Consider the following 22,599-nt stretch of genomic DNA (forward strand, 5'->3'; position numbering starts at 1 on the left):
CCGCCGCGCCCGCGGAAACTTAAATTAACCGTGATATTGCCGGCGCGGCGCCGCGCCGGCACGCGCCTGCGCGACAATAGCGACCGCCGGGCCATACTGGCGCCCGAACGCCGTGACCGATATGACCTCCGCAAAACGCATTCTTATCGTCGAAGACGACGCCCATATCGCCGAACTGCTGCGCCTGCACCTGCGTGACGAAGGCTACGACGTGGTCCACGCCGCGGATGGCGACAACGGCCTGCGCCTGCTGGAAGGCGGGGGCTGGGACCTGCTTGTGCTCGACCTTATGCTGCCGGGCGTGGACGGGCTGGAGATCTGCCGCCGCGCGCGCGCGATGACCCGCTACACGCCCATCATCGTGACCAGCGCCCGCGCCAGCGAAGTCCATCGCATCATCGGCCTGGAGCTGGGCGCCGACGACTACCTGGCCAAGCCGTTTTCCATGATGGAGCTGGTCGCACGGGTTAAGGCCCTGCTGCGCCGTGTGGAGGCGCTGGCCCGCGACGCCCGCATGGAGGGCGGCATGATCGATATCGCCGGGCTGCGCATCGATCCGCTCGCGCGCGAGGCCTTCGTCGACGGCAACGCCGTCGACCTGACGCCGCGCGAGTTCGACCTGTTGTATTTCTTCGCGCGCCATCCCGGCAAGGTTTTCTCCCGCATGGACCTGCTGCACGAGGTCTGGGGCTACCAGCACGACGGCTACGAACATACGGTCAATACGCACATCAACCGGCTGCGCCTGAAGGTAGAGGCCAATCCCACGGAACCCCAACGCATCCTTACGGTATGGGGCAAGGGCTACCGTTTCGCGGCAGCCGGCGGCGGGGATACCGCATGAGGCACCTGAGCCTGTCGCAGCGCCTGTCCCTGGTCTTCGCGGTGTTGTTGCTGGCATGTACGGCGGCGGCGGCCTGGCTGCAGATCAATGCCAACCACGTGCGGGAAGAGGAAACCGCGCAGCGTTTGTCCAGCGGACTGGCGCGGCACATCGCCGACAGCGCGCCGCTGATGGACGCGGACGGCCTGCGTCCCGGTGCCGTGCGGGATCTGTTCGACAAGCTGATGGCCGTCAACCCCAGCGTCGAGGTCTACCTCTTGTCCAGGGACGGCCGTATCGTCGGCGATGCGGCGCCGCGCGGACACCTCAAGCGCGAACGGGTCGATATGGAGCCGGTGCGGCAGTTGCTGGCCGGCGCTCCCCTGCCTGTCCTTGGCGACGATCCGCGCAGCGCGACAGGGCGCAAGGTTTTCGACGCCGCGCCTTTGACGGTACGCGGCGAGAACGCCGGCTATGTCTACGTGGTCCTGCAAGGAGAGCGGCGCGATGCCCTGTCGGCCAATCTGGCCGCCAGCGCGACGACGCGCACGATGCTGATGTCCCTGGGGCTGGTGGCCCTGTGCTGCCTGATAGCCGGGCTGGTGGCCTTCGCCCTGATCACGCGTCCGCTGCGTCGATTGACGGCGGTGGTGCGGGACTTCGACGCCAATGAACAGGCCGCCACCGAAACCTTGCGCGCGTCGCCGGCGGCCGCCATGCCGCCCGCCGGCGGCGATGAAATCGGCGTGCTGGAACAGGCCTTCCGCCAGATGGCGGCGCGCATCGCGGAGCAATGGCGCGAGCTCAGCCGGCAGGACCAGCAACGGCGCGAGCTCGTTGCCAATATTTCGCACGACCTGCGCACGCCGCTGACCTCCCTGCATGGATACCTGGAAACCCTGCTGATAAAGGCCGATACCCTGGATGACGCAGACCGGCGCCGCTACCTGGAGATCGCCCTGGGCCAAAGCCGTAAAGTCGGCCGCCTGGCGCAATCCCTGTTCGAGCTGGCGCGGCTGGAATCCGGCCTGATCCAGCCGGATAAGGAAGTCTTCGCGCTGCCCGACCTTGTGCAGGATGTCTTCCAGAAATTCGAGCTCGCGGCCGAAGCGCGCGGCTTGCACCTGTCGGCCGGCTTCGACCGCGATCTACCGCCAGTGGAGGCCGACATCGGGATGATCGATCGGGTTCTGACCAATCTGCTCGACAATGCCATCCGTCATAGCCCGCTGGGCGGTGCGGTAGACGTTCGCATGACCGCGGACAGGGGCGCGGCCATCGTCACGGTCGGCGACGACGGACCGGGTATACCCGAGCCCCTGCGCGAAAATCTCTTCACCCGCGCTTCCGTATGGCGCTCGGATCGCGCCGAGGCCGGCGGTCTTGGCCTGCTCGCCGTGCATCGCATCCTCGCCTTGCATGGCGGCGATATACGGCTGGTGTCGCGACCGGGCCGGGGGGCCGTCTTCGAATTCCGCCTCCCCGCGGCGGCTGCCCGGCCGACCACGTCCGGCGCGTAGCGGCCGGTCCAGGGCCCCGGCCACCACTACGCACAAGGCATGGTGCGGCCTCGCCTGTAGATCGATAGGTGTAGGTCCGTGCTTTCGACCTAGGAAGCGCCCTATGCCCCGTCGCTCGTACGGCCTAGGGTGAACGCATTCTGGAGCTCTCGCATTACTGCGCGCACTATCTGCGCGGAGTAGGTATGACGTGAACGCCTGAATCGGATGGGACATGGACAAGAAGACCGTTGCGTTGCTCGTGAATGCCACGAACCAGCCTGGATGGGTGCATGAAGTCGCCCAGTGGCTATCGCGTGAAGAACACTTCCAGATCGCCGCGCTGATCGTCGCCTGGGACGATACGCAGTCCGCCGAACGCAGCTTGCCGTGGTCGCGCGACCCGCTGGGGACCGTGGCGCGGCTGGAATCGCGCATGCTGGAAACCCGCCACCGCGCCCAGCTGGCGACCAGCGAGCTGACCGCATCCCTGCCTCCCGGTACGCCGGTGCTGGACCTGGGGGTCACCCGCGGCCATGGCGGCCTGCTGGCCGCCGATCCGGAGCAGCTGCGCGATCTGATGGCGCTGCGCCTGGACGTCATCCTGATCCTGGGCGCGCCGGCGATACGGGGAGAGTTGGCTTCCCTGCCGGCCCACGGGGTATGGATGCCCGTGCATTCGGACCTCAAGGACCAGCAGCATGTGGCCCACGCCGGGTTCTGGGAGGTGTATCAGCGTTCCGACCACACCACGGTCAAGCTGTGGCGGCTGGGGGCGACCGAGCAGGCCGATGAATTGCTCGATGCGCGCAGCTTCAACACCGAGGTGTTTTGGCTGAAGAACCGCGCGCGCGCCCTGAGCCTGGCCAACCTGATGATCTTCGATACCTTGCAGGCGATGGTGCAGCCGGAGCGGCGCAAGCAGCCCTCGTCGTCGCTGCAGATCCATACGGCGATGACCCGCCCGCAGCCGGCCCAATGGGACGGCGCCGCCTATCTGGCTCGCCAGGCATGGCTGGCCTCGAGCATGGTGCTGCGTCGCGCCATGAAGCGCAACGTGCGGTGGCGCATCGGTATGTGCCCGACCGGGCGCCAGGAGGTCGTTACCTCCGAGGCAGCGGTCATGGTGCCGCCGAAGGGGCGGTTTTTTGCCGATCCCTTCGTGTATACCCGCAACGGACAACCCTATATTTTTTTCGAGGATTATTACTTCCGCGAGCGTAAAGGGAAGATATCGGTCGCCACGTATATCGACGGAGCCTTCCGCTTTCTGGGCGTGGTGCTGGACCTGCCTTATCACTTGAGTTTCCCCTACATTTTCGAATACGGCGGGGCTACCTATATGGTGCCGGAAACCTGCGGTAACCGAACCATCGAATTGTGGAAATGCACGGAATTCCCGCTTGAATGGGAATTGCATTGCAGGCTGATGGACAATATTTCGGCCGTAGACACCATCGTTTTCCCTTACGGGGGGCATTGGTGGCTATTCACGAACATCGATCGGACCGATGGCGTCAGCCATTGCGACGAGCTGTTCGCCTTCTACGCCGACCGTCCCGACACGGACCGCTGGACGCCGCATGCCCTGAATCCGATCGTCCATAGCCCCGTCAAGGCCCGCAACGCCGGGGTGATCCTGGCGGCGGACGGCAGCGTGGTCCGCTGCGCCCAGTCGCAGGGTTTCCAGCACTACGGCAACGGGGTGTCGCTGAACCGGATAGAGGAGCTTACGCCCCATACCTACCGGGAGGCCGACGGCCCCGTGAATTACCCCAGTTTCCTGCGCAAACCATTCGCTTCCATGCATCACTGGCATCACCACGGCGGTCATACCGTGTTCGACTTTGCATTTATGGAATAACAAATACCGGCGCGCGCCACCGCGGGTGGCGCGCCGGTAAAAGGAAACTCCCCGCAGCATAATCGCGGCGCATCGCGTAAAGCAGCAGCAGCGTTTCGCCGCTCCCCCCCGAAACCCGCATGAAATAAGGCTTGGAGCTCTACATGAAGACACAACTCGCCCAGGGTCGCTTGCAAAAGCTTGCAGACCGACTCCATTCAAAACTTGTTTAGTACCGCATTTAAACCAGCGTGGCGCTGATGTTTATTGATGCAGAAAAAATCAGGAGGGGCGGCTTCCGGGGGCATTCGATTGATACTAACGGATGACTTCGCTTCCTGTCGGTTTATGTCGATTGGATAAGCTTGATTTTGGACTGGGCTACCCATAACATGGACTGGTCATCCTAACGATGACTACTCAAGTTTCGGTCGGTTCCGCCAACGTCTCGCCCAAGTGGTCGGCAGACACACCGAACAAAAAAATAGCCGCCGTGTGTTTGCGCTACGTACCATTCACTGCTGCACTCTTGTTGCATCTGATGATGTCTTATGGGGAAAGCTATGTCGAAAATGGTCTTGATCGAGGCTCATCCACTTTTACGGCTGGGTCTGCGTCAAATTCTGGGCAAGGTTGAAGGCGTGTGGGAAATCGTCGGTTTGGATCTGGCGAATCTGGACGAAGCCGCTGAGCAAAACCGTGGCGCCGAACTTCTGATTTTCGGCTTGCCGATCGAAACCGAAACCGGTTGGCAAGCGTTGGCGGATGTACGCCGGGTGCTCGCGCCCAAGCGCATCCTCCTCCTGGTGGACAACATGCCTATGCAGGCCCTGTCCCGTCTTCCGGAAGGAAGCATCCACGGATGCCTGATGAAAACGGCGTCGATCGAGGTGCTGGAAGCCGCCATACGGCTGGTGATGGCGGGGGGGCAATGCTTTCCGAGCGGCCAGATGGCGCAACCGTCGGCCACCGCCGATGCACCGGCGGCGGCCGTGCAGCATGCGCCTGCCAATACGTCGATGATGATGGCCGGCGATGGCGATCATGCGGCCAGTCAGAAGATGGCAATGCCGATCACGGCCGGGGCGCAGTTGCTGAAGATCACGCCGCGGCAATACGAAGTCCTGGTTCTGCTGTCGCGCGGCTATCCGATCAAAACGGTCAGCCGCATGCTCAATATTTCCGTGGCGACGGCAAAGACCCACGCTTGCACGCTGTACCAGCGGCTGCAGGTGAAAAACAAAGGGGAGGCGGTATACACGGCCTTGCAACGTGGCGCCACGCTGGATTGGGATTCCAGCGGTGCCAATGGATCCAGTTATGAGCGCAACCGGCTCTAGCGCGTTAGATCGCGGTTTTAGTCGGACTTCGAAGCAAGCCTTTCGATGAGAGTCGGGGCTTGCTTTTTGCATTGGGAGCGAGGCCGTTAAGGCCCATGCGTCGGCTGTCATCCGCACGGCGGAGATGCACAGGGGCATGCCCTTGATACGATGGCGCAGGCCGTTCCCGAGCAAGCCACGATCGACCCGATCCGTGCCATGGCTGGGACGCTCAGCACATCGTGAGAGGCTCCCGGCGAATGACTACCGTCCTGATCGAGGAATATGCGATTCTGCGCATCGCCATCCAACACATCCTGGAGACCGCGCGCAGCCCCGAAAGCGTCATGGCCATGGCGCCGCAGAAGTTGAACGAGTTGTCCTTATCCGCGGTGCGTCCCGTGGAATTGCTGGTCCTGGGAATCGCCGGAGTGACGGATAACGACTTGCACTTGTTGTCGGCGTCGATGTCGCTGCTGGCACCCCGCCATACGCTGGTGCTGCACGATACGCTCGACCCGCGCTTCATGCTGGAGGCGGCGCGCTCGGGTGTGTGCGGGCTGCTTCCAAAATCGTCCACCACCGAAGCCATTACGGCCGCTGTGCACCTGGTGCTGGCCGGCGGGCAGTGCTTTCCGCGCACGATCGTCGAGGCGACGCAGACCACGTCGCATTTGCCCGGGCGCGGCCATGCGGCGATACGGATGCTCACGCCCAGGCAGGAAGAGATCCTTCGGCTTCTGGCGAAGGGCCGCACGATGCGCGAGATCAGCCGGGAAATCGGCATCTCCGTCGCTACCGTGAAAAGCCACGCACGCACCCTGTATTGGAAGCTGAACGCCCGCAACCAGGCCGAAGCGGCCTATATCGCCGTGCAGGAGGGGTTGCTGCGCGACGAGGCACCCGAGGCGAAAGGCGACGAGCCGTCGCCCGGATGACGTCCGCGGACGTGCGTGGCGACTGGTTCCGTGGGGGGCGACAGGCATCGCAGCAGGCGCCCTGGAGGGCGCGTGTCGAGGGCGTACGCGCGTCGGGAAACGCCGTGCCGCGCGCGGCCGCGGGAAGCCTATTGGGCCTTGCGGACCGCTGCCCGCCCGGGCTCGCGTAGCGCGGCCAATTCGCGCTCCAGGCGCTCCAGCACGGTGTCGGTGTGCAAGTGGGCGCGCGCGTAGCGCAGCGCCGCATCGCCCAGCACCGCGCGCCGTGCGGGGGAGGCCGCCAGACGCAGTATCGCGCGGGCCATGGCGCCAGGGCTCTCCGGCCGAACGACGATGCCGCATTGGGCGACGACCTGCGCCAGCTCGGTACCTGGCGCGGCGCCGCAGATAACCGGCTTGCCGCTGGCCAGCATGCCGGTCAGCTTGGACGGCATGACCAGATCGGCCGCGCCGGCGCGCTGCGGCAGCAGGTGCAGATCGGCGGTCGCCAGCAGGGCGGGCAGGTGTTCTGCCGGCTGCAGCGGCAGGAAATGAACCTGAGGCAGTTCGGCGCAGCGCAGCCGCAGTTCTTCGCGCTGGTGGCCCTCGCCGCAGAAAATGAAGTGGATGCCGGCAAGCCGGCGCAGGATGCGGGCGACGCCGGACAGGGTTTCCAGGCCCTGCTTGCCGCCCATGTTGCCGGAGTAAACGGCGACGATGGCGTCGGCCGGGATGCCCAGCTGGCCGCGGTAGTCCACCGCGGCGGCGCCGGCACGCGCGGCATCCACGTCTATCCAGTTCGGAAACAGCACGAGGCGATCGTCGCCGATGCCTTTCTGGCGCGCCAGCGCCAGCATGCGGGTCGAAATGGTGGAAATCCGGTCGAAGCGCCGCATCAGCCAGCGTTCGATGCCGCCGACCAGGCGCTTCAGCCGGTCTCCCTTGAGCAGGCCCAGTTCGAAGGCTGCATCGACTTCGTAGTCCTGGATGTGCAGCCATGCGCGCGCGCCGCACAGGCGCGCGGCGGCCACGGCCGCCGGCGCGCAGAAAAGGGGCGGCTCGACGACCATAATGACGTCGGGGCGGCGCAGCGCGCAGGCCAGCAGCAGGGGCAGGCTGGACAGGGCGAATGTCGCCAGGTGCAGCAGGCGCTTCGCGCCGCCCGGCTTGGGCGGAACCCAAAGCGGCGCGCGCAGGACCTTGACGCCCTGCCACGTCTGGGCGGCGTAGCGGCCGGCGCGGTAGCCGGGTTGTACGCGCCATTGCGGGTAGTACGGCGGAGCGGTGATCGCGGTGACCCGGTGGCCGCGAGCCGCCAGCCAGGCGGCCATTTCACCGGTGTATTTGCCGGTACCGGTAAGCTCCGGCGCGAAGTTGATGCCGTAGACGAGTATCTTCATGGAAGGGTCCGCACCCGGGGGCGTACCGGACGGCAGGGCGTCCCATGGCAGACCATGCCGGGCGGCATATCCTTGAAGACCGAGCTTCGCGCCCCGATGACGGCGTTCCGGTGGATCGTGACGCCCGGGGCGATGAAAACGTCGGTGGCGATCCAGGCACCGTCCTCGATCACGATGGGCTTGCCGCGAATGGGGAATTCGGGCAGCGCCGCATCGTGGTCGCCGGCGCATAGATAACCGCGCTGCGAGACGACCGCATGATTGCCGATGTCGATGTCGGCCAGGCTGTACAGGACGACGTCGTCGCCGATCCAGGAATAATCGCCGATGCGGACTTTCCATGGATACGTAATCTTCGCGCTGGCGCGGACCAGCACCTTTTCTCCGACATGGGCCCCGAACAGCCGCAGCAGGAAACGCCGAAAGCCGTAGGCGAACTGGGGCGAATAGCGGAATGCGGTGCTTTGCACCATCCACCACAGCTGCACGTACAAGGCGTTCCGGCCGCGAAAGCCGGTGGGCATCTGGAAAAGATTGAGTCTTTGGAAAGTGTCCATGGCGCCGGCTCCACGGGTCAATGTGTGCCGCCACGCACGGGATCGGCCTCGGCGTCGGCGGCGGGAGAAGCAGCCGCCATCGCCGCGCGCAGTTCGCGCGCCTTGATGCCGATCTGCCAGTAATACATGGATCGCGCCACGGCGTAGTCCAGTCCGGTCTTGCCGTCCAGGAACCCCAGGCGCACGATGTAGCAGTGCACGAAGGCCGCCGCGGCCTTGAAGGGCATGGCGGCGAAGATGCGCTTCATGGCGGAACGCAGGCCGATATTGGCCTCGCGCGGATCGTTCAGCAGCCCCTTGACGCGCAGGCTGGCCTCCCAGTCGGAGTATTTATTGTGCTTGTCGAAGTAGTGGAACAAGCCGTCGTGGTCGTGGTGCGCCATGCGGTGCTTGAGCAGGAACACCGGCCCGGCGACCTGCGGCTGGTAGTGGCCCTCGACTTCCCACATATTGGCGACGTCCAGGTCGTTGTAGTCCAGGAAGCGCGAGCGCGCGCGCGGCAGCAGCACCAGCTTGTACACGCGATGGCCGTGGCGCAGCAGCTTGCCGCAGAAAACGTAGTCGAAGCCGACGAAGGCGCCGCCCGCGCCCTGGGCGAAGCGCGGCAGGCAGTCGTTGATTTCGCGTGTCAGCGCCGGGCTCATGACTTCGTCGGCGTCCACGTAGAGCACCACGTCGTGGGAGAAGGGCAGGTTGTCCAGGCACCATTGCTTCTTCTTCGGATACCGCCGGTTCCATTCGAACTGCACCACGCGCGCGCCCAGGGCGGTGGCCATCTCGACGGTACGGTCGGTACTGTGCGAATCGACGACAAAGACTTCGTCGAAGTCGCTCAGCGCCCGCAGGCATTTTTCGATGTTCCGTTCCTCGTTCTTGGTCATGACGATCACGGATACTGGTACACGGGTCATGTGCGCGCTCCTACGCGGTCCAGGGCCTGCTTGCGCAGCAGGGGCTGGAAGAGGTCGGCCACATTGCGGCAATGGCGTTCCAGGGAAAAGTCCGCGGCCCGCTGGGGACCGAGGTCGGAAAGATGCTCGCGGCGCGAGCCGTCGTCGGCCAGCGACTGGATGGCGCGCGCCACTGCGGCTGCGTCGCCGACGGGGACGAGTTCGCCGAACTTGCCGTCCTCCAGGATTTCGGCGGGCCCCGACGGGCAGTCGGTCGCGACCACGGGGATGCCCAGGCAAAGGGCTTCCACCAGCACGATGCCGAAGCTTTCGCGCTCCGAGACCGAAAGGAAAATATCCGCGCTGGCCAGCATGGGGAAGGGATTGTCGACGTGGCCGACCAGGCGTACCGGACTGCCGGGCTGTCGCGCGGCGATCTGTGCCTCGAATTCGCCGCGCTGGGGCCCTTCTCCGATGATGGTGAAGACGATGCCCGGATCGTTGAGCAGGCAGGCCGCGTCGATCAGCGTCTGAAAGCCCTTGTTGCTGACCAGGCGGCCCACCGATACGACGTGCAGCTTGCCGTCGCGCGGCAGCGTCTGACCAGGGGCGCGGGCCTGTGCGCGCACTTCGTCGAGCGGGATGCCGTTGTAGATGTGCCGGCATTTGTCGCGCAGCGAGGGCACCATGGCGACCAGGTCGCGCGCGACGCCTCGCGAGACACCCACCACGTCGTCATGGGCTCCGTAGCAACTGCGCAAAAGGGCGCGCTTCAGTCCTCCCAGGCTGGTGGAGCGGTAGTGCGCGGACGGACTGTTGTGCTCGAAGGCGACCGTGCGGAAGCTGCCGGACATCAGCGTGCGCGCGGCGGCGACCAGGATGTTGCAGATCAGGCCATGCGAACAGACGACCGCGGGCCGTTCGCGGCGGATGGTGGCGATCAGCCGTGCCAGGCTCCAGGGCGCGGAAATCTGCATGGCCCGGTTGCTGAGCTTGCGGGCGACGCCGCGCGTGACGTTGGCCTTGCTGGGGCTGAACTCGTGCTCGATCTCCCGCATGCAGAACAGCGATGTGGTGAAACCGTGCTTGGGCAGTTCTTCCAGCATGAAGTAGACGCATCGGCCCACGCCACCGCGATGCAGGTCCGGAACGACGAAGAGAATATCAACCATGGTGCGGCAACCTCGGGTAGGCGGTTTTTCCAGGCGCTTGTCCGGGAATGATCGGGCGCGGGGCGCGTTGACGCGGTCCCGCGGGCGGAACAGGCCCGGCCGGCGCGACGGGCCGCGCGGCCGCCACCTCGTAGGGTGACAGGGCCGGACGGTAGTTGCGCAACAAGGACAGGCAGTAGGTCAGGAGAAAACCCGTCAGGGCGGTCTTGGGCGCGTAGGCCAGCCCGCCGGAAAGGGAGTCGATGAAGATGTATATCGGGACGCAGGCGATCAGGTAGCGCCGATGCATGTCCAGCCCGGCGTTGCCGTTGCGCCGTCCCAGCGAGAGCAGCATCAGGAGCAGCGGCGGCGCCATGATGGCGAAGGTACCCACCAGCCCGAACTTCATCAGGTAGAAGGCCCAGGAATTATGCGCGAAGGTGCCCAGCTCGAACCCGTCTTCGCCCATGACCCAGTACCGGTAGCCGGCCCCATGGCCGAACAGGGGCTCTTCGCGGAACTGATCCATCTGGCCCTCGTATTCCTGTACGCGGGCGCCGTAGCTGGAGTCGTCGTCCAGGGCTTCGACCGTCAGCACCCGGCTCGCCAGCACATCGAGATAGCCGATGGCGTAGAACACCAGCAGTCCGGCGACGATGGCGGGCGCGAAGATCACGGTGACCCGCCGCAGCGCGCCGACCTTGCCGCCGAGCGCAACGGCGATGCCCACCGTGACGGCAAGCTGCAGGTACTGGCTGCGATTCAGCGAAAACACCAGCGCCATGAACATGAACATGATCAGGAAATACGCGGTACGCGATTTCAGGCCGAGCACCTCCCGGAAATAAAGGATGGATGTGATGGACATGGGCAGGGCCCAGATGCCCAGGTTGACGTCGCGTACCGGATCCACGGTGCTGAACCCTATCGCGACCTTGATGATCATCAGCGCCGATACGGTCAGGCCGGCGGCCACGATGGTCCATTGCAGCTTGCGATAGGCTTCCGGGCCGTCGATATCCCGATAGCAGAGATAAGGGGTTATCAGGAAATAGACGACGATGCGCATGTCGCGCAACATATCGCCGGCCTCGATGCCCGGTGGCGGCGGTGCCATATAGATCAGGTAGGCCCAGGCCAGCAGGTTCAGCCCCATCAGCAGCGTGATGGGCGCGGAAGGCAGCCGATAGGCGTCCGGATCGGCCAGCCTGACGAACTTGACGGCAAGGATGGCCACGAAGATCAGATCGAAGAGCGACAGCTTGAAGCCGCCCACGGCGATGACCAGCGACTCGTTGCTCAGCGCCAGCGCACTGAACACGAAGGCGCACAGCAGGGGTACGGTCGAATAGTGATTCTGGACGTGACGCATGGCGGCCTCTTAGTGAGCATTCCAGTCGTCGCGACCGGCTACTTTATGCAGCAGCTTGTCGAACAGATAATCCAGATCGCCCTGGCGCGCATGCGCCGCGACTTTGGCCGCCCGGCACGACAGCCCGAACAGCGGACCCAGGCCGCTTTCCGTGGCGCGGATGTCGCCGACGATCTGCTCGCGCTCGCGCTCCAGGACATCCTGCAGCAGGGCGGTCTTGGTTTCCTCGTGCGCCGTATAGACGCCCATGGCCGTGGGGACGATGACGTTGGGGCCGTCGTGCAGCAGGCGGCTCCACAGCTCCAGATCCATGCAATAGCGCATTTCCTCTTTCAGCAGGCCGTGGTGCTCCAGGCTGTCGCGGCGGAACAGCGCGACCTGGTTGGGGATGGATGCGCGTATGACGGTCAGCTTGGCGCGCGTCAGGGGAATGTAGTAGACCTGGCGGAAGATGCGGTTGTCGGCATCGGCGATGTACAGATGGCCGTTGACGATGGGCGGACGGCGCTTGGCGGCGGCGCGGCCCAGCTTGACCAGTGCGCCGGGGCAATACAGGTCGTCGGAGTTCTGCCAGCCGACGTAATCGCCGGTGGCCATGGCGAAGCCTTTGTTGATGGCATGCGATTGCCCGCGGTCCTTCCTGCTTTCCCAATAGGCCAGGTGCGATTCATATTTGCGGATGATGTCCACGCTGCCGTCGGTCGAGCCGCCGTCCATGATGATGTATTCCAGCCGCGGGTAGCCTTGGTTCAGCACGGACAGGATGGTCCGTTCCAGGAAGCGGGCCTGGTTGTACGACGGCGTGACGATGGTGATCTTCGGCAGGCTGTCGGCGTCCGCCGGGGGCGGGGGCACCTGCAGGCGGCTGACGAAGTCGACCAGGTCGCGGGTGGCTTTCAAATGGCGCTTGCGCATCAAAGACCTCAGCATGGGCGTGAAACTATCGTGTTGCGGTACGGGCTGGAACGAAGGGCGGCGGGCGCGACTGGCGCAGTGCGAGGTAAATGCCGTAGAGCGTCGTCACCGAATACGCGATGCGCGCCCAGCCCGCGGCGATCTCGCCCACCGGCGCCACCAGCAGGAACAGCACGCAGACCATGCTGACCCCGGCCAGGCCGTTCAGGACGGCCACCGCGCGGCTGTTGCCCATGCCCAACAGCGCGAAATGGGCAACGACATTCAGGGAGAGCAGGCCCGCGGCGACGATCAGCAGCCTGAAAGTCGCGAGGTGACCGGGGGTATAGGCATGGCCGAGCATCAGGGAGAGGACGGGCGCGCTGATCGCCAGGGCCAGCGCGGTACCGAGCAGGGACAACGCCAGGTTGACTGCCATCAGGCGGCGCACTTCCCTCGATACCGCGCGCTCGCCATCGGCGCCGGCGGCGAGATGGCTGATGCGCGGCATGGTCTTCTGGAATATGGCCACCGAGGCGGTATGGATCATTTGCCCCACCTGGGCGCCAACGGTATAGATGGCCAGGGTGGCCGGGCCCAGCAGCGATCCCACCAGGATGCGGTCGACCGAGCCGAAGGCGACGGCGCTCAGGCTGTTGAACCAGGACCACCGCGAAAATCGGAAGGCCGCGCCCATTGCCCGGCGATCCAGGAGCGGCCGCACGAAGTAATGGCCTTCGCGACGGGCAAACAGATGCATCTTGACCAGTCCGGTCGCGAGCAGGCCGCAGGCCTGCGTCAGGCTGGCCAGCGTGGGGGAACCGGTCAACATCGCCACGCTGCAGGTCACCGTGTAGGCGGTAAGGCGGCCGCCGACTTCGCACAGTGCCGTGGTCGCGAATGCTTCGCGGCCCTTCAGGCAACCGGTGAACAACTGGTCGAACTGCTGGCTAAGGTAGACGGCAAGGGCGGGCAGCGCCAGGGTCGACACTGCGATGCCGCCGAAAGTGGCATCGGGCCATAGCCAGGACACGCCACCCCAGGCCAGCAGTGCCAGCATTACCACGAAGACCAGGGCGCAGCCGACCAGCGAAAAGCTGACCCCGGCGCCGCGCATGGCGCCGCCGCGCTCGTGCAGGCGTTCGGAAACCAGCTTGGTGCCGGTCACCGCTGCCCCCAGGTTGGCGACGTTGCCGAAGCCCGCCAGCGCCATGATCATGGCGAACTGCCCGAAGCCCACCGTGCCCAGCTGGCGCAGCAGGACGGGCGTGGCGGCCAGGGCGATGAGCGGCCCCAGTCCGTATTCCATCAAGCCCCAGAACGAGGCGTTCCCGGCGATGTATTTCCTGACGAGCGCACGCATGAGCGCGATTCCCCCGTATCGGTTGCGCGAGCCCGCCGGAGCGGACCCGGATCTAGGCAAGCGGCAGCGCCTGCCGGGCGGCATGGCGCAGGTAGTCGTGATAGGTGGACTCGATGCCTTGGCGCAGCCCCATCTCGGGGCGCCAGCCCAGGGCCTGGATGCGGCTCACGTCGAGCAGCTTGCGCGGCGTGCCGTCCGGCTTGCCGGTGTCGTACACCAGTTCCCCGTGGTAGCCCACCACCTGCGCGACCATGGCGGCGAGCTCGGCGATCGATACATCGCTGCCCACGCCGACGTTGTAAACCCCCTCGGCACGGTCGGACTCCGCCAGCATCACGCAGGCGCGCGCCAAGTCATCCACGTGCAGGAATTCGCGCCGCGGCTTGCCGGTGCCCCAGATGACGACCGTGGGCGACCCCTGTTCGCGCGCTTCGTGGAACTTGCGGATCAGCGCGGGCAGCACATGGCTGTTTTCCAGGTCGTAGTTGTCGTTCGGCCCGTACAGGTTCGTCGGCATGGCGCACAGGTAGCGGGCGCCGTACTGGCGGTTGTAGGCTTCGCACAGTTTCAGCCCGGCGATCTTGGCGATCGCATACGCCTCGTTGGTCGGCTCCAGCGGGCCGGTCAGCAACACTTCCTCGCGCATGGGTTGCGGTGCCAGCTTGGGATAGATGCAGGACGACCCCAGGAACAGCAGGCGGCGCACGCCGGCGGCGTGTGCGGCCCGGATGACATTGCATTCCATCATCAGGTTGCGGTACAGGAAGTCCACCGGATGGTTCTGGTTGGCCAGGATTCCGCCCACCTTCGCGGCGGCCAGGTAGACCGTATCCACGCGCTGCGTGCAGAAGAAGCGGTTGACCTGGTTCTGGTTCTCCAGATCCAGTTCGCTGTGCAGGCGGGTGACGATGTTCCGATAGCCGCGCTGGCGCAGCTCCCGTTCGATGGCCGAGCCCACCATGCCGCGATGGCCCGCCACGAATACGTATTGATCCAGGTCAGCCATGGCGCTATTCCTTGTAGGCGTAGACTTCGTAGCCGTTCTGTTCGACCAGGGCGTCGCGCTGAGCTTCCTTCAGGTCGTTGGCGATCATTTCCTTGACCAGCCCCTCGAAGCTGGTGCGCGGCGTCCATCCCAGCTTTTCCCTAGCCTTCGTCGGGTCTCCCAGCAGCGTTTCCACCTCCGTCGGGCGGAAGTAGCGCGGATCCACGCGCACGATGACCTGGCCCGGCTTCACCGCCTCATAGGCAGGGCTCAGCAGAACGGTGGCGGTCTCGTCGACGCCTTCGCCTTCCCAGGCCAGCAGCAAGCCCAGCTCGCGCGCGGCGATATTGATGAAATCGCGCACGCTGTACTGCATGCCGGTCGCGATGACGTAGTCCTCCGGTTTGTCCTGCTGCAGCATCAGCCACTGCATTTCCACGTAGTCGCGCGCGTGTCCCCAATCGCGCAGCGCGGACAGGTTGCCCAGGTACAGGCAGTCCTCCAGCCCCAGCGCGATGCGCGCCAGCGCGCGGGTGATCTTGCGGGTGACGAAGGTTTCACCGCGCCGCGGCGATTCGTGGTTGAAGAGGATGCCGTTGCACGCGTACATGCCGTAGGCTTCGCGGTAGTTCACGCAGATCCAGTAGGCGTACAGCTTGGCGACCGCGTAGGGGCTGCGAGGATAGAAGGGCGTGCTTTCCCGCTGGGGGACTTCCTGCACCATCCCGTAAAGTTCCGAGGTCGACGCTTGGTACAGCCGGGTGCGGTCCTCCATCTTCAGGATGCGCATCGCTTCCAGCAGGCGCAGGGTGCCCAGGCCATCGGCATTGGCGGTGTATTCGGGTTCCTCGAACGAGACGCCGACGTGGCTTTGCGCGGCCAGGTTGTAGATCTCGTCCGGCTGCACGGCCTGCACGATGCGGATCAGGCTGCAGGCGTCCGTCATGTCGCCATGGTGCAGCACGAAGTTGCGCGGGCTGGTATGAGGATCCTGGTACAGGTGATCGATGCGGGCGGTATTGAAAAGCGAGGCGCGGCGCTTGATGCCGTGCACCTCATAGCCTTTGCCCAGGAGAAACTCGGCGAGATATGCGCCGTCCTGGCCGGTGATTCCCGTAATCAGTGCCCGTTTTGGCATGGCTGTGTCCTTAAGGCTGAGATGTGCAAGAAGATTACTGACGTAGTGCTAGCCGGGGTATCGGCCGGAAGGTCTAAGGCAGCCTGCCCGTGTCGCCCCATTGGGGGAAGGCCCGGGCGGGCCGGCGGCCCGCGGGGCTCAGACGCGGCCGTACATATCCTCGAAACGCACAATGTCGTCCTCGCCGAGGTAGGCGCCCGACTGCACCTCGATGAGTTCCAGGGGGATCTTGCCGGGGTTCTCCAGGCAGTGCACTTCGCCCAGGGGGATATACGTGGACTGGTTCTCGGTCAGCAGGAAAGTCCGGTCGCCGTTGTGGATACGCGCGGTTCCCGAGACCACCACCCAGTGCTCCGCACGGTGATGATGCATTTGCGACGACAGGCGCGCGCCCGGCTTTACCGTGATGCGCTTGATCTGGTAACGCGGCCCTTGCCCGATGGAATCGTAGGAGCCCCATGGGCGCCTGACTTCGCGGTGATGCTCCATTTCGCTGCGGTGCTGGGCGCGGAAGGTTTCCACCACGCGCTTGACATCCTGCGTGTGGTCCTTGTGTACCACCAGCACGGCATCGGCGGTTTCTATGACGACGATGTTGTCCAGTCCTATCGTCGCCACCAGCCGGTTGGTCGCGTGCACCAGGCAGTTGCGCGACCCCTCGATCAGTACGTCACCCGAGGTCGAGTTGCCGTCCGGGCACTTGGAGGCAATGTCCCATACGGCGTCCCAGGCGCCGACGTCGCTCCAGCCGGCATCCAGCGGCACGGCCACCGCGCTGTCGGTGCGCTCCATGACCGCGTAGTCGATCGAATCGCTGGGGCAGGTGGCGAAGGCCGCCGCATCCAGCCGGAAGGCCGCGTCATCGCCGGCGCCGGCGCGTACGGCGGCGCGTACCGCATTCAGCATGGCCGGGGCCAGGCGCTCCAGCTCGTGCAGGAACACCGACGCGCGGAACGCGAACATGCCGCTGTTCCAGTAGTAGCCGCCGTCGCGCAGGAATTGGGCCGCGCGCTCGGCGTTCGGCTTTTCGACGAAAGCCTGGACGCGATGCCACGGGCCGTCCGATGCTTCCGTCCGCAAATAGCCGTAGCCCGTCAGCGGGGCGGTCGGCCGTACGCCGAAGGTGACCAGGGCGCCGTCGCTGGCCGCCTCGTGCGCCACGCGGAAGGCGTCGCGCAGCGCTTGGCCCTCCTCCATGACGTGATCGGACGGCACGACGAGCATGACCGGATCGTCGCCATCGCGCATGGCGCGCAGCGCCGCCGCCGCGATGGCGGGCGCGGTATTGCGCGCGCAGGGTTCCAGCAGCAGTTCCGGCTGGATGCCATCCAGCTCCTGCAGCTGCTCCGCCGCGATAAAGCGGTGGGCGTCGTTGCAGACCAGCAGCGGGCGGCGCGCGCCGGCGTTGTCGGCGAGCCGCATGACGGTGTTCTGCAGCAGGCTGCGCTCGCCGGTCAGGCGGATGAACTGCTTGGGCAGCAGTTCGCGCGACAGCGGCCAAAGCCGCGAACCGGATCCGCCGCAGAGGATGACGGGGCGAAACTCGGGATAGGGTCCAGTCATGGATGTTGCTCCGTGAAGTAGGCCTTCGTGTAGGGATGCACTTGCGCGTCGGCCGCGGCATCCTCGGGGGTGTCCCAGCGGTAGCCCAGGTGCTGGCTGGCGGGGAGTGCCGACGCCAGCGGACCGGCCGGTAATTGCGTCTGATATGCCAGCACCACGTAATGGGTGGGCATCCCGCGTTCGCCGGCGAAATTGATGTCGTAGAAGTGTTCGTACACGCCGCGCAGGCGCCAGCGCGCCGGCGGCAGGGTCATGCCGAGTTCCTCGCTGGCCAGGCGCTCCAGCGCCTGTGCCAGCGCTTCGCCCTTGCGGATGCGCCCGCCCGGTACGAACCACCGGCCCTGGGCCGGCGGGTTGCCGCGCAGGCCCAGCAGATAGCGTCCCCGCTGGTCCCGCACCAGCAGGTCGATGGAGACCAGCGGCAGCATGTCGACCGCGGCGCGGAAGCGCTCGGCGCTGAGCCTGCCCGCGGCGGGCCGCGCCCGTCGGTCAGTAGACATCTTTCCCGGTCCAGCCAGACACGGCGGTCTTGGCGATGATGCGCAGGTCCATCAGGAAGGTCCAGTTCTGTATGTAGTACAGATCGAACTCCACGCGGCTGCGCATCTTGTTGATGGTGTCGGTCTGGCCGCGATAGCCGTTCACCTGCGCCCATCCGGTGATGCCGGGCTTGACGCGATGGCGCATCATGTAGCGCGCCACTACATCCTTGTACTGTTCATTGTGTTCCAGCGCGTGCGGGCGCGGGCCGACCACGGACATCTCGCCGCGCAGCACATTGATGAACTGCGGCAGCTCGTCCAGGCTGGTGCGGCGCAGGAATGCCCCGATGGGAGTCACGCGCGCATCGCCGCGCGTGGCCTGTGTGACCGTGCCGTGCGTTTCCTGGTGCACGGTCATGCTGCGGAACTTGTAGACGTTGAATACCTTGCCGTCCACGCCCAGGCGCTTCTGCGTGAAGAGCACGGGTCCGCGCGACGTCAGCTTGATCAGCATGGCGATGGAAAGCAGTACCGGCGATAGGGCCACCAGCACGCAGGACGCGAACACGCGATCGAATATCTCCTTGGCCAGGCCCCGGATACCGGCGGCGGGCAGGCTGTTCAGTTCGATCGCGGGCACGCCCAGGAACTCGTCCACGCGGTGTCCCAGCAGCCGGACCGACATGACGTCCGGGATCCATCGCACGTCGATGCAATCGTGGCGCAGGTGGTAAATCGCCTCGCGTACCAGTTGGCTGGATTCGACCGGCAGGGCGATCCATACTTCGCGCACCTCGTGCTGGCGGATGAAGCCCGATAGTTCGTTAAGGGTTTCGATGCGATGGACGCGCGCCGGCACATGCTCCCTGGTATTGACGTAGATGCCGACGATCTCGTAGCCCGTGCTGCGCGCGGCCGAGGCGCGTCGCCACAGGTCGTGCCCCAGCGTACCGAAGCCGATCATGGCCACGCGTTTGCGGTCCATGCCGCGGTCGCGTGCCTCGCGCAGGATGCTGTGCACCACCAGCCGCAGTCCCACCAGACCGGCCGCGGTACCGCCGTACCACACCAGCGCCCACAAGCGCGATATCGCGCCGGCCTGGTGATTCACGAAGCTGATCAGAATCCCGAGCGCGAACACCACCGTCCACGCGGCGAAGCTGCGTATCGATAGGTCGAACAGGCTGCGGCCGCGCCATGAGCTGTATAGACGGAACGCGGGAAACAGCGCGATGGTGCCGAAGCTGCACAGGTACACCAGCATCGCGTGTATGGGCGCGACGTCCGGTCCCTGGCGCACGTCCAGCCAGGTGGTCGCGGCCAATCCGACGGCCGCCACCACCGCGGCATCCGTCAATCGAAACAGCAGGCTCGTATCGGCAAGCCGGCCCGATACATTCACCGACGAGGTGTCCATGACGTGCTCCCAGGGCGATTTCATCGGCGCGGCCGGCGAAGTGCGCGGCGCATATGACGACCGAAAAATCATAGGGACGAGCCATGCAGGTCGAAACGTCCAAAGGGCTTATGCGAAGTATTAGGCCGTCAGCCCAATGTGCGGCACCGCGGAAATCGCGTGGAATGTCGCAACCCGTTACGCGGCCGTAGTACCGGGAAACAGTAGGCCCTGACGGGCCGTCAACCGTGGAAAGCCAATGAACACGATCCTTCGCACGCTATGCCGGGGCGGCCTGATGGTCGCGCTGCTCTCGCTGTTGGGCGCTTGCGCATTCGCGCCAGGCATGCGCTACAAGCCCGACTTCCTGGTCGATCCCAACGATCCCAACTCGCGTGTGGAGGTCAAGGCCATCACGCCGAAACTGGCGATGGAGCAGACGCGGGCAAGGGATCAGCCCGTCAGCGATAACGTTCGTAAACTTATCGGCACGCCTAAACCCTACGTGATCGGACCGGGCGACATCCTTTCGATCGTGGTCTGGGACCATCCGGAACTAGTGCTTCCGACCCAGACCTACAGCATCGGAACGGGGCCGACCGAACTTACCTTCGGCGACACGGGAGCCGGTATTCCGGGCTATCCGGTCTCTTCGGATGGCTACATTCAGTTCCCCTACGTAGGCCTTGTGAAGGTAGCCGGGTTGACCGAGGCACAGGTCCGCAGCGGCCTCATACGGGGATCGGCCAACTATATTCAGGATCCTCAAATCACAGTGCGCGTGCTAGGTTATCGCAGCAAACGCGTATTCGTGGAAGGCGAAGTGAAGACGCCTGGTCCGCTGCCGATTACCGATGTGCCGATGACCCTGCCGCAGGCCATCAACACGGCCGGCGGGGTGCTTGCCACGGCGGACCGCAGCCGCGTTTACGTGACGCGTAACGGTCAGACGACGCGCGTGGATTTGCCGTTGCTGCAGCAGGCGGGCATCGATCCGACATCCATCCTGCTGCAATCCAACGACATTGTCCGGGTCGTGCCGCGCGACGAGAACAAGGTCTACGTGATGGGAGAAGTGACGGTGCCTCAGGCACTGACAATGCGTGACGGTGTGCTTACGCTCGGCGATGCGCTGGGCGAGACCTCCGGTCCGAGCCAATTGACCAGTGAGCCCGCGGACATCTATGTCGTCCGTTCCCTGCCCAACGCCACACCGGAGGTATTTCGTCTGGACAGCGCATCTCCCCAGGCCATGGCGGTAGCTCAGAAGTTCCCGCTGGAATCGAAGGACGTTGTTTTCGTCGATGCGGGCAACCTGGTGCGGTGGAATCGCTTTATCTCGCTCTTGTTCCCCAGCGCGCAGACGGTCCAGACCGTGGACGCCGTCCGCAAACAGTAACCCCCTCCGCACGCGGCCCGCATGGTGTTGCGATGCGGGCCTCCGTGTGCCGGCTCCGGCCGGCGCGATGTTTCTTCCTACTAGCGAGTCGACAATGAAGCAGCCTCCTCTCCAGCTGGAATACGCCAATACCGGGGGAACGCCTCCCGATACACCAATGATGTCGTACGTGGACGTATTGCTGGCGAATCGTTTCATGATCATCGCCGTGACCGTACTCGCGACCCTGATCGGCGTCGCCTATTACCTGATCAAACCGCCGGTGTACCAGTCGGACATCGCGGTGCAGGTGGAAGAGGAATTGCCGACCGGGCAGAGGACCAGCATGCTGGGCGACGTGTCGTCGATCTTCGACATCAAGCAGGCCGCGTCGGGGGAGATGGAGATACTGCGTTCGCGCATGGTGGTGGGACATGCCGTGGACTACTACCAGCTCTACGTGCATGCGACCCCGGACTACTTCCCGGTCATAGGCCGGTGGCTGGCCAGGCGGCATGAGAGCTTTGCGCTGCCGGCCGCGATCACCGATGCGATACCGGGAGGCTGGGCCTGGGGGGGCGAGCGTATCCAGGTGAATCGTATCGACGTGCCCGACGATTTGATCGGCAAGAAGCTGAGCGTGGTCGCGCTGGGCGGTGGCGCCTACGAGCTGGTCGACCCCGTGCACGACCGGCGGTTCGAAGGGCGCGTCGGGCAGCTGGAGCGCTTCGAAGTGCCCGGCGGGGCGATCGAGGTGCAGATCGACGTCCTGCAGGCCCGTCCGGAGACCACCTTTACGGTGATACGCAATTCGCGCCTGGAAGCGATCGAATCGCTGCAGACCCGCATGGGGATTTTCGAGCGCGGCCGCCAGTCCAACGTGATCGGCGTGACGCTGCAGGGCCAGGATCCGGTGTTGACGGCCGCGGTGCTGAACGAGATCGGCCAGGAGTACGTGCGGCAGAACACCAACCGCAAGACCGCTCAGGCCGAGAAATCGCTGGCGTTCCTGGATCAGCAATTGCCCGTGTTGAAAAAGCAGCTGGAAGATTCGGAGACCCGCTACAACGCCCTGCGAAATGCGCGCGGCACCATCGACCTGACCGAGGAAGCCAAGCTGGTGCTGGGCCAGTCGGTGGAAACGCAGAACCGCATCTTCGAGCTGAAGGCGCGGCGTCAGGAACTGGTGACCCGTTTTGCGGCCTCGCACCCCAGCATTACCGCCATCGACCGTCAGATCGCCTCGCTGACCGGCGATATGAACAAGCTGAACAGCAAGATCCGCGAGCTGCCGGACCTGGAGCAGGACGTGGTTCGGCTGACCCGCGACGTCAAGGTCAATACGGATCTGTACACCGGCCTCTTGAACAACGCGCAGCAGCTGCGCATGATCCGCGCCGGCAAGGTCGGCAATGTGCGGGTGGTGGATACGGCGGTGGCGGCGGAACGGCCGCTCAGCCCCAAGGCGCCCATCGTGCTGGGCATTGCCGCGCTGGCCGGCCTGGTCCTTGGCGTGGTTGCCGCCTTCGTACGCAACGCGCTGTTCGGCGGCCTGACCGATCCCGACGAAATCGAACGCTATACCGGGCTGCCGGTGCTGGCGACCGTGCCCTACAGCGATCTGCAGGA

The 22,599-nt window shown here is 65.1% G+C and carries 19 protein-coding genes; 7 read left to right on the forward strand and 12 right to left on the reverse strand.

The window, feature by feature from the left end; genetic code table 11:
• The first annotated feature begins 121 nt into the window (after nt 1–121).
• From ACO1P8_RS02350 to ACO1P8_RS02370, 5 genes are all read left to right on the forward strand, one after another.
• The gene (locus tag ACO1P8_RS02350) at nt 122–844 is read left to right on the forward strand and encodes a response regulator transcription factor (protein WP_486294319.1); all 723 of its coding nucleotides are present in this window, start codon (nt 122–124) and stop codon (nt 842–844) included.
• Nucleotides 841–2,343: a sensor histidine kinase gene (locus ACO1P8_RS02355; protein ID WP_486294320.1), complete on the forward strand. Its 1,503-nt coding sequence runs from the start codon at nt 841–843 to the stop codon at nt 2,341–2,343. The genes ACO1P8_RS02350 and ACO1P8_RS02355 overlap by 4 nt, the downstream gene beginning before the upstream one ends.
• A 214-nt stretch (nt 2,344–2,557) precedes the next feature.
• A complete protein-coding gene (locus ACO1P8_RS02360) occupies nt 2,558–4,186 on the forward strand; it encodes a glucosamine inositolphosphorylceramide transferase family protein (RefSeq protein ID WP_486294321.1) in 1,629 nt (542 codons plus the stop codon).
• 542 nt (nt 4,187–4,728) lie between these two features.
• Nucleotides 4,729–5,505, forward strand: a complete 777-nt coding sequence (locus tag ACO1P8_RS02365) for a helix-turn-helix transcriptional regulator (protein ID WP_486294322.1) — start codon at nt 4,729–4,731, stop codon at nt 5,503–5,505.
• Nucleotides 5,506–5,744: 239 nt separating this feature from the next.
• Entirely contained in the window at nt 5,745–6,422 is a 678-nt protein-coding gene (locus tag ACO1P8_RS02370) for a helix-turn-helix transcriptional regulator (protein WP_486294323.1), read from the forward strand.
• 128 nt (nt 6,423–6,550) lie between these two features.
• On the opposite strand, the gene ACO1P8_RS02375 is transcribed toward ACO1P8_RS02370, so the two are convergent.
• The 12 genes from ACO1P8_RS02375 to ACO1P8_RS02430 form a co-directional block, all read right to left on the reverse strand.
• Complete coding sequence (locus ACO1P8_RS02375) at nt 6,551–7,801, reverse strand: WcaI family glycosyltransferase (protein WP_486294324.1); 1,251 nt, start codon at nt 7,799–7,801, stop codon at nt 6,551–6,553.
• Complete coding sequence (locus ACO1P8_RS02380) at nt 7,798–8,358, reverse strand: WcaF family extracellular polysaccharide biosynthesis acetyltransferase (RefSeq protein ID WP_486294325.1); 561 nt, start codon at nt 8,356–8,358, stop codon at nt 7,798–7,800. Before ACO1P8_RS02380 ends, ACO1P8_RS02375 begins: the two co-directional genes overlap by 4 nt.
• A gap of 17 nt (nt 8,359–8,375) precedes the next feature.
• Nucleotides 8,376–9,269, reverse strand: coding sequence for a glycosyltransferase family 2 protein (locus ACO1P8_RS02385; RefSeq protein WP_486294326.1), 894 nt, complete (start codon nt 9,267–9,269; stop codon nt 8,376–8,378).
• Nucleotides 9,266–10,420, reverse strand: a complete 1,155-nt coding sequence (locus ACO1P8_RS02390) for a glycosyltransferase (protein ID WP_486294327.1) — start codon at nt 10,418–10,420, stop codon at nt 9,266–9,268. Before ACO1P8_RS02390 ends, ACO1P8_RS02385 begins: the two co-directional genes overlap by 4 nt.
• The gene (locus ACO1P8_RS02395; RefSeq protein WP_486294328.1) at nt 10,413–11,771 is read right to left on the reverse strand and encodes an O-antigen ligase family protein; all 1,359 of its coding nucleotides are present in this window, start codon (nt 11,769–11,771) and stop codon (nt 10,413–10,415) included. The genes ACO1P8_RS02390 and ACO1P8_RS02395 overlap by 8 nt, the downstream gene beginning before the upstream one ends.
• 9 nt (nt 11,772–11,780) lie before the next feature.
• Complete coding sequence (locus ACO1P8_RS02400; RefSeq protein WP_486294329.1) at nt 11,781–12,701, reverse strand: glycosyltransferase family 2 protein; 921 nt, start codon at nt 12,699–12,701, stop codon at nt 11,781–11,783.
• A gap of 10 nt (nt 12,702–12,711) precedes the next feature.
• Nucleotides 12,712–14,028, reverse strand: coding sequence for a lipopolysaccharide biosynthesis protein (locus tag ACO1P8_RS02405; protein WP_486294330.1), 1,317 nt, complete (start codon nt 14,026–14,028; stop codon nt 12,712–12,714).
• A gap of 52 nt (nt 14,029–14,080) precedes the next feature.
• On the reverse strand, nt 14,081–15,034 hold the full coding sequence (gene fcl / locus ACO1P8_RS02410; RefSeq protein ID WP_486294331.1) for a GDP-L-fucose synthase: 954 nt from the start codon (nt 15,032–15,034) through the stop codon (nt 14,081–14,083).
• A gap of 4 nt (nt 15,035–15,038) precedes the next feature.
• Nucleotides 15,039–16,151 carry a GDP-mannose 4,6-dehydratase gene (gmd, locus tag ACO1P8_RS02415; RefSeq protein WP_486294332.1) on the reverse strand — a complete coding sequence of 371 codons (1,113 nt, stop codon included), beginning with the start codon at nt 16,149–16,151 and terminating at the stop codon, nt 15,039–15,041.
• A 138-nt stretch (nt 16,152–16,289) separates the two neighbouring features.
• Nucleotides 16,290–17,714 carry a mannose-1-phosphate guanylyltransferase/mannose-6-phosphate isomerase gene (locus ACO1P8_RS02420; RefSeq protein WP_486294333.1) on the reverse strand — a complete coding sequence of 475 codons (1,425 nt, stop codon included), beginning with the start codon at nt 17,712–17,714 and terminating at the stop codon, nt 16,290–16,292.
• Nucleotides 17,711–18,214, reverse strand: a complete 504-nt coding sequence (locus ACO1P8_RS02425) for a GDP-mannose mannosyl hydrolase (RefSeq protein ID WP_486294334.1) — start codon at nt 18,212–18,214, stop codon at nt 17,711–17,713. The genes ACO1P8_RS02420 and ACO1P8_RS02425 overlap by 4 nt, the downstream gene beginning before the upstream one ends.
• Nucleotides 18,204–19,613: an undecaprenyl-phosphate glucose phosphotransferase gene (locus ACO1P8_RS02430; protein WP_486294335.1), complete on the reverse strand. Its 1,410-nt coding sequence runs from the start codon at nt 19,611–19,613 to the stop codon at nt 18,204–18,206. The genes ACO1P8_RS02425 and ACO1P8_RS02430 overlap by 11 nt, the downstream gene beginning before the upstream one ends.
• Before the next feature lie 238 nt (nt 19,614–19,851).
• Here ACO1P8_RS02430 and ACO1P8_RS02435 point away from each other — a divergent pair, with 238 nt between their 5' ends.
• Together ACO1P8_RS02435 and ACO1P8_RS02440 are read left to right on the forward strand one after the other, a co-directional pair.
• Nucleotides 19,852–20,991, forward strand: coding sequence for a polysaccharide biosynthesis/export family protein (locus ACO1P8_RS02435; protein ID WP_486294336.1), 1,140 nt, complete (start codon nt 19,852–19,854; stop codon nt 20,989–20,991).
• 94 nt (nt 20,992–21,085) lie between these two features.
• A partial coding sequence (locus ACO1P8_RS02440; RefSeq protein WP_486294337.1) for a GNVR domain-containing protein occupies nt 21,086–22,599 on the forward strand: 1,514 nt, incomplete at its 3' end.

Source organism: Bordetella sp. (assembly GCF_057362025.1).

Coding starts and splice junctions, on each gene's coding strand:
- ACO1P8_RS02375 (WP_486294324.1), bottom strand. CDS start 7,801: ATGAAGATACTCGTCTACGGCATCAACTTCGCGCCGGAGCTTACCGGT.
- ACO1P8_RS02400 (WP_486294329.1), bottom strand. CDS start 12,701: ATGCTGAGGTCTTTGATGCGCAAGCGCCATTTGAAAGCCACCCGCGAC.
- ACO1P8_RS02420 (WP_486294333.1), bottom strand. CDS start 17,714: ATGACTGGACCCTATCCCGAGTTTCGCCCCGTCATCCTCTGCGGCGGA.
- ACO1P8_RS02395 (WP_486294328.1), bottom strand. CDS start 11,771: ATGCGTCACGTCCAGAATCACTATTCGACCGTACCCCTGCTGTGCGCC.
- ACO1P8_RS02425 (WP_486294334.1), bottom strand. CDS start 18,214: ATGTCTACTGACCGACGGGCGCGGCCCGCCGCGGGCAGGCTCAGCGCC.
- ACO1P8_RS02360 (WP_486294321.1), top strand. CDS start 2,558: ATGGACAAGAAGACCGTTGCGTTGCTCGTGAATGCCACGAACCAGCCT.
- ACO1P8_RS02405 (WP_486294330.1), bottom strand. CDS start 14,028: ATGCGTGCGCTCGTCAGGAAATACATCGCCGGGAACGCCTCGTTCTGG.
- ACO1P8_RS02355 (WP_486294320.1), top strand. CDS start 841: ATGAGGCACCTGAGCCTGTCGCAGCGCCTGTCCCTGGTCTTCGCGGTG.
- fcl (WP_486294331.1), bottom strand. CDS start 15,034: ATGGCTGACCTGGATCAATACGTATTCGTGGCGGGCCATCGCGGCATG.
- ACO1P8_RS02385 (WP_486294326.1), bottom strand. CDS start 9,269: ATGACCCGTGTACCAGTATCCGTGATCGTCATGACCAAGAACGAGGAA.
- ACO1P8_RS02430 (WP_486294335.1), bottom strand. CDS start 19,613: ATGGACACCTCGTCGGTGAATGTATCGGGCCGGCTTGCCGATACGAGC.
- ACO1P8_RS02380 (WP_486294325.1), bottom strand. CDS start 8,358: ATGGACACTTTCCAAAGACTCAATCTTTTCCAGATGCCCACCGGCTTT.
- ACO1P8_RS02350 (WP_486294319.1), top strand. CDS start 122: ATGACCTCCGCAAAACGCATTCTTATCGTCGAAGACGACGCCCATATC.
- ACO1P8_RS02390 (WP_486294327.1), bottom strand. CDS start 10,420: ATGGTTGATATTCTCTTCGTCGTTCCGGACCTGCATCGCGGTGGCGTG.
- ACO1P8_RS02370 (WP_486294323.1), top strand. CDS start 5,745: ATGACTACCGTCCTGATCGAGGAATATGCGATTCTGCGCATCGCCATC.
- ACO1P8_RS02435 (WP_486294336.1), top strand. CDS start 19,852: ATGAACACGATCCTTCGCACGCTATGCCGGGGCGGCCTGATGGTCGCG.
- ACO1P8_RS02365 (WP_486294322.1), top strand. CDS start 4,729: ATGTCGAAAATGGTCTTGATCGAGGCTCATCCACTTTTACGGCTGGGT.
- gmd (WP_486294332.1), bottom strand. CDS start 16,151: ATGCCAAAACGGGCACTGATTACGGGAATCACCGGCCAGGACGGCGCA.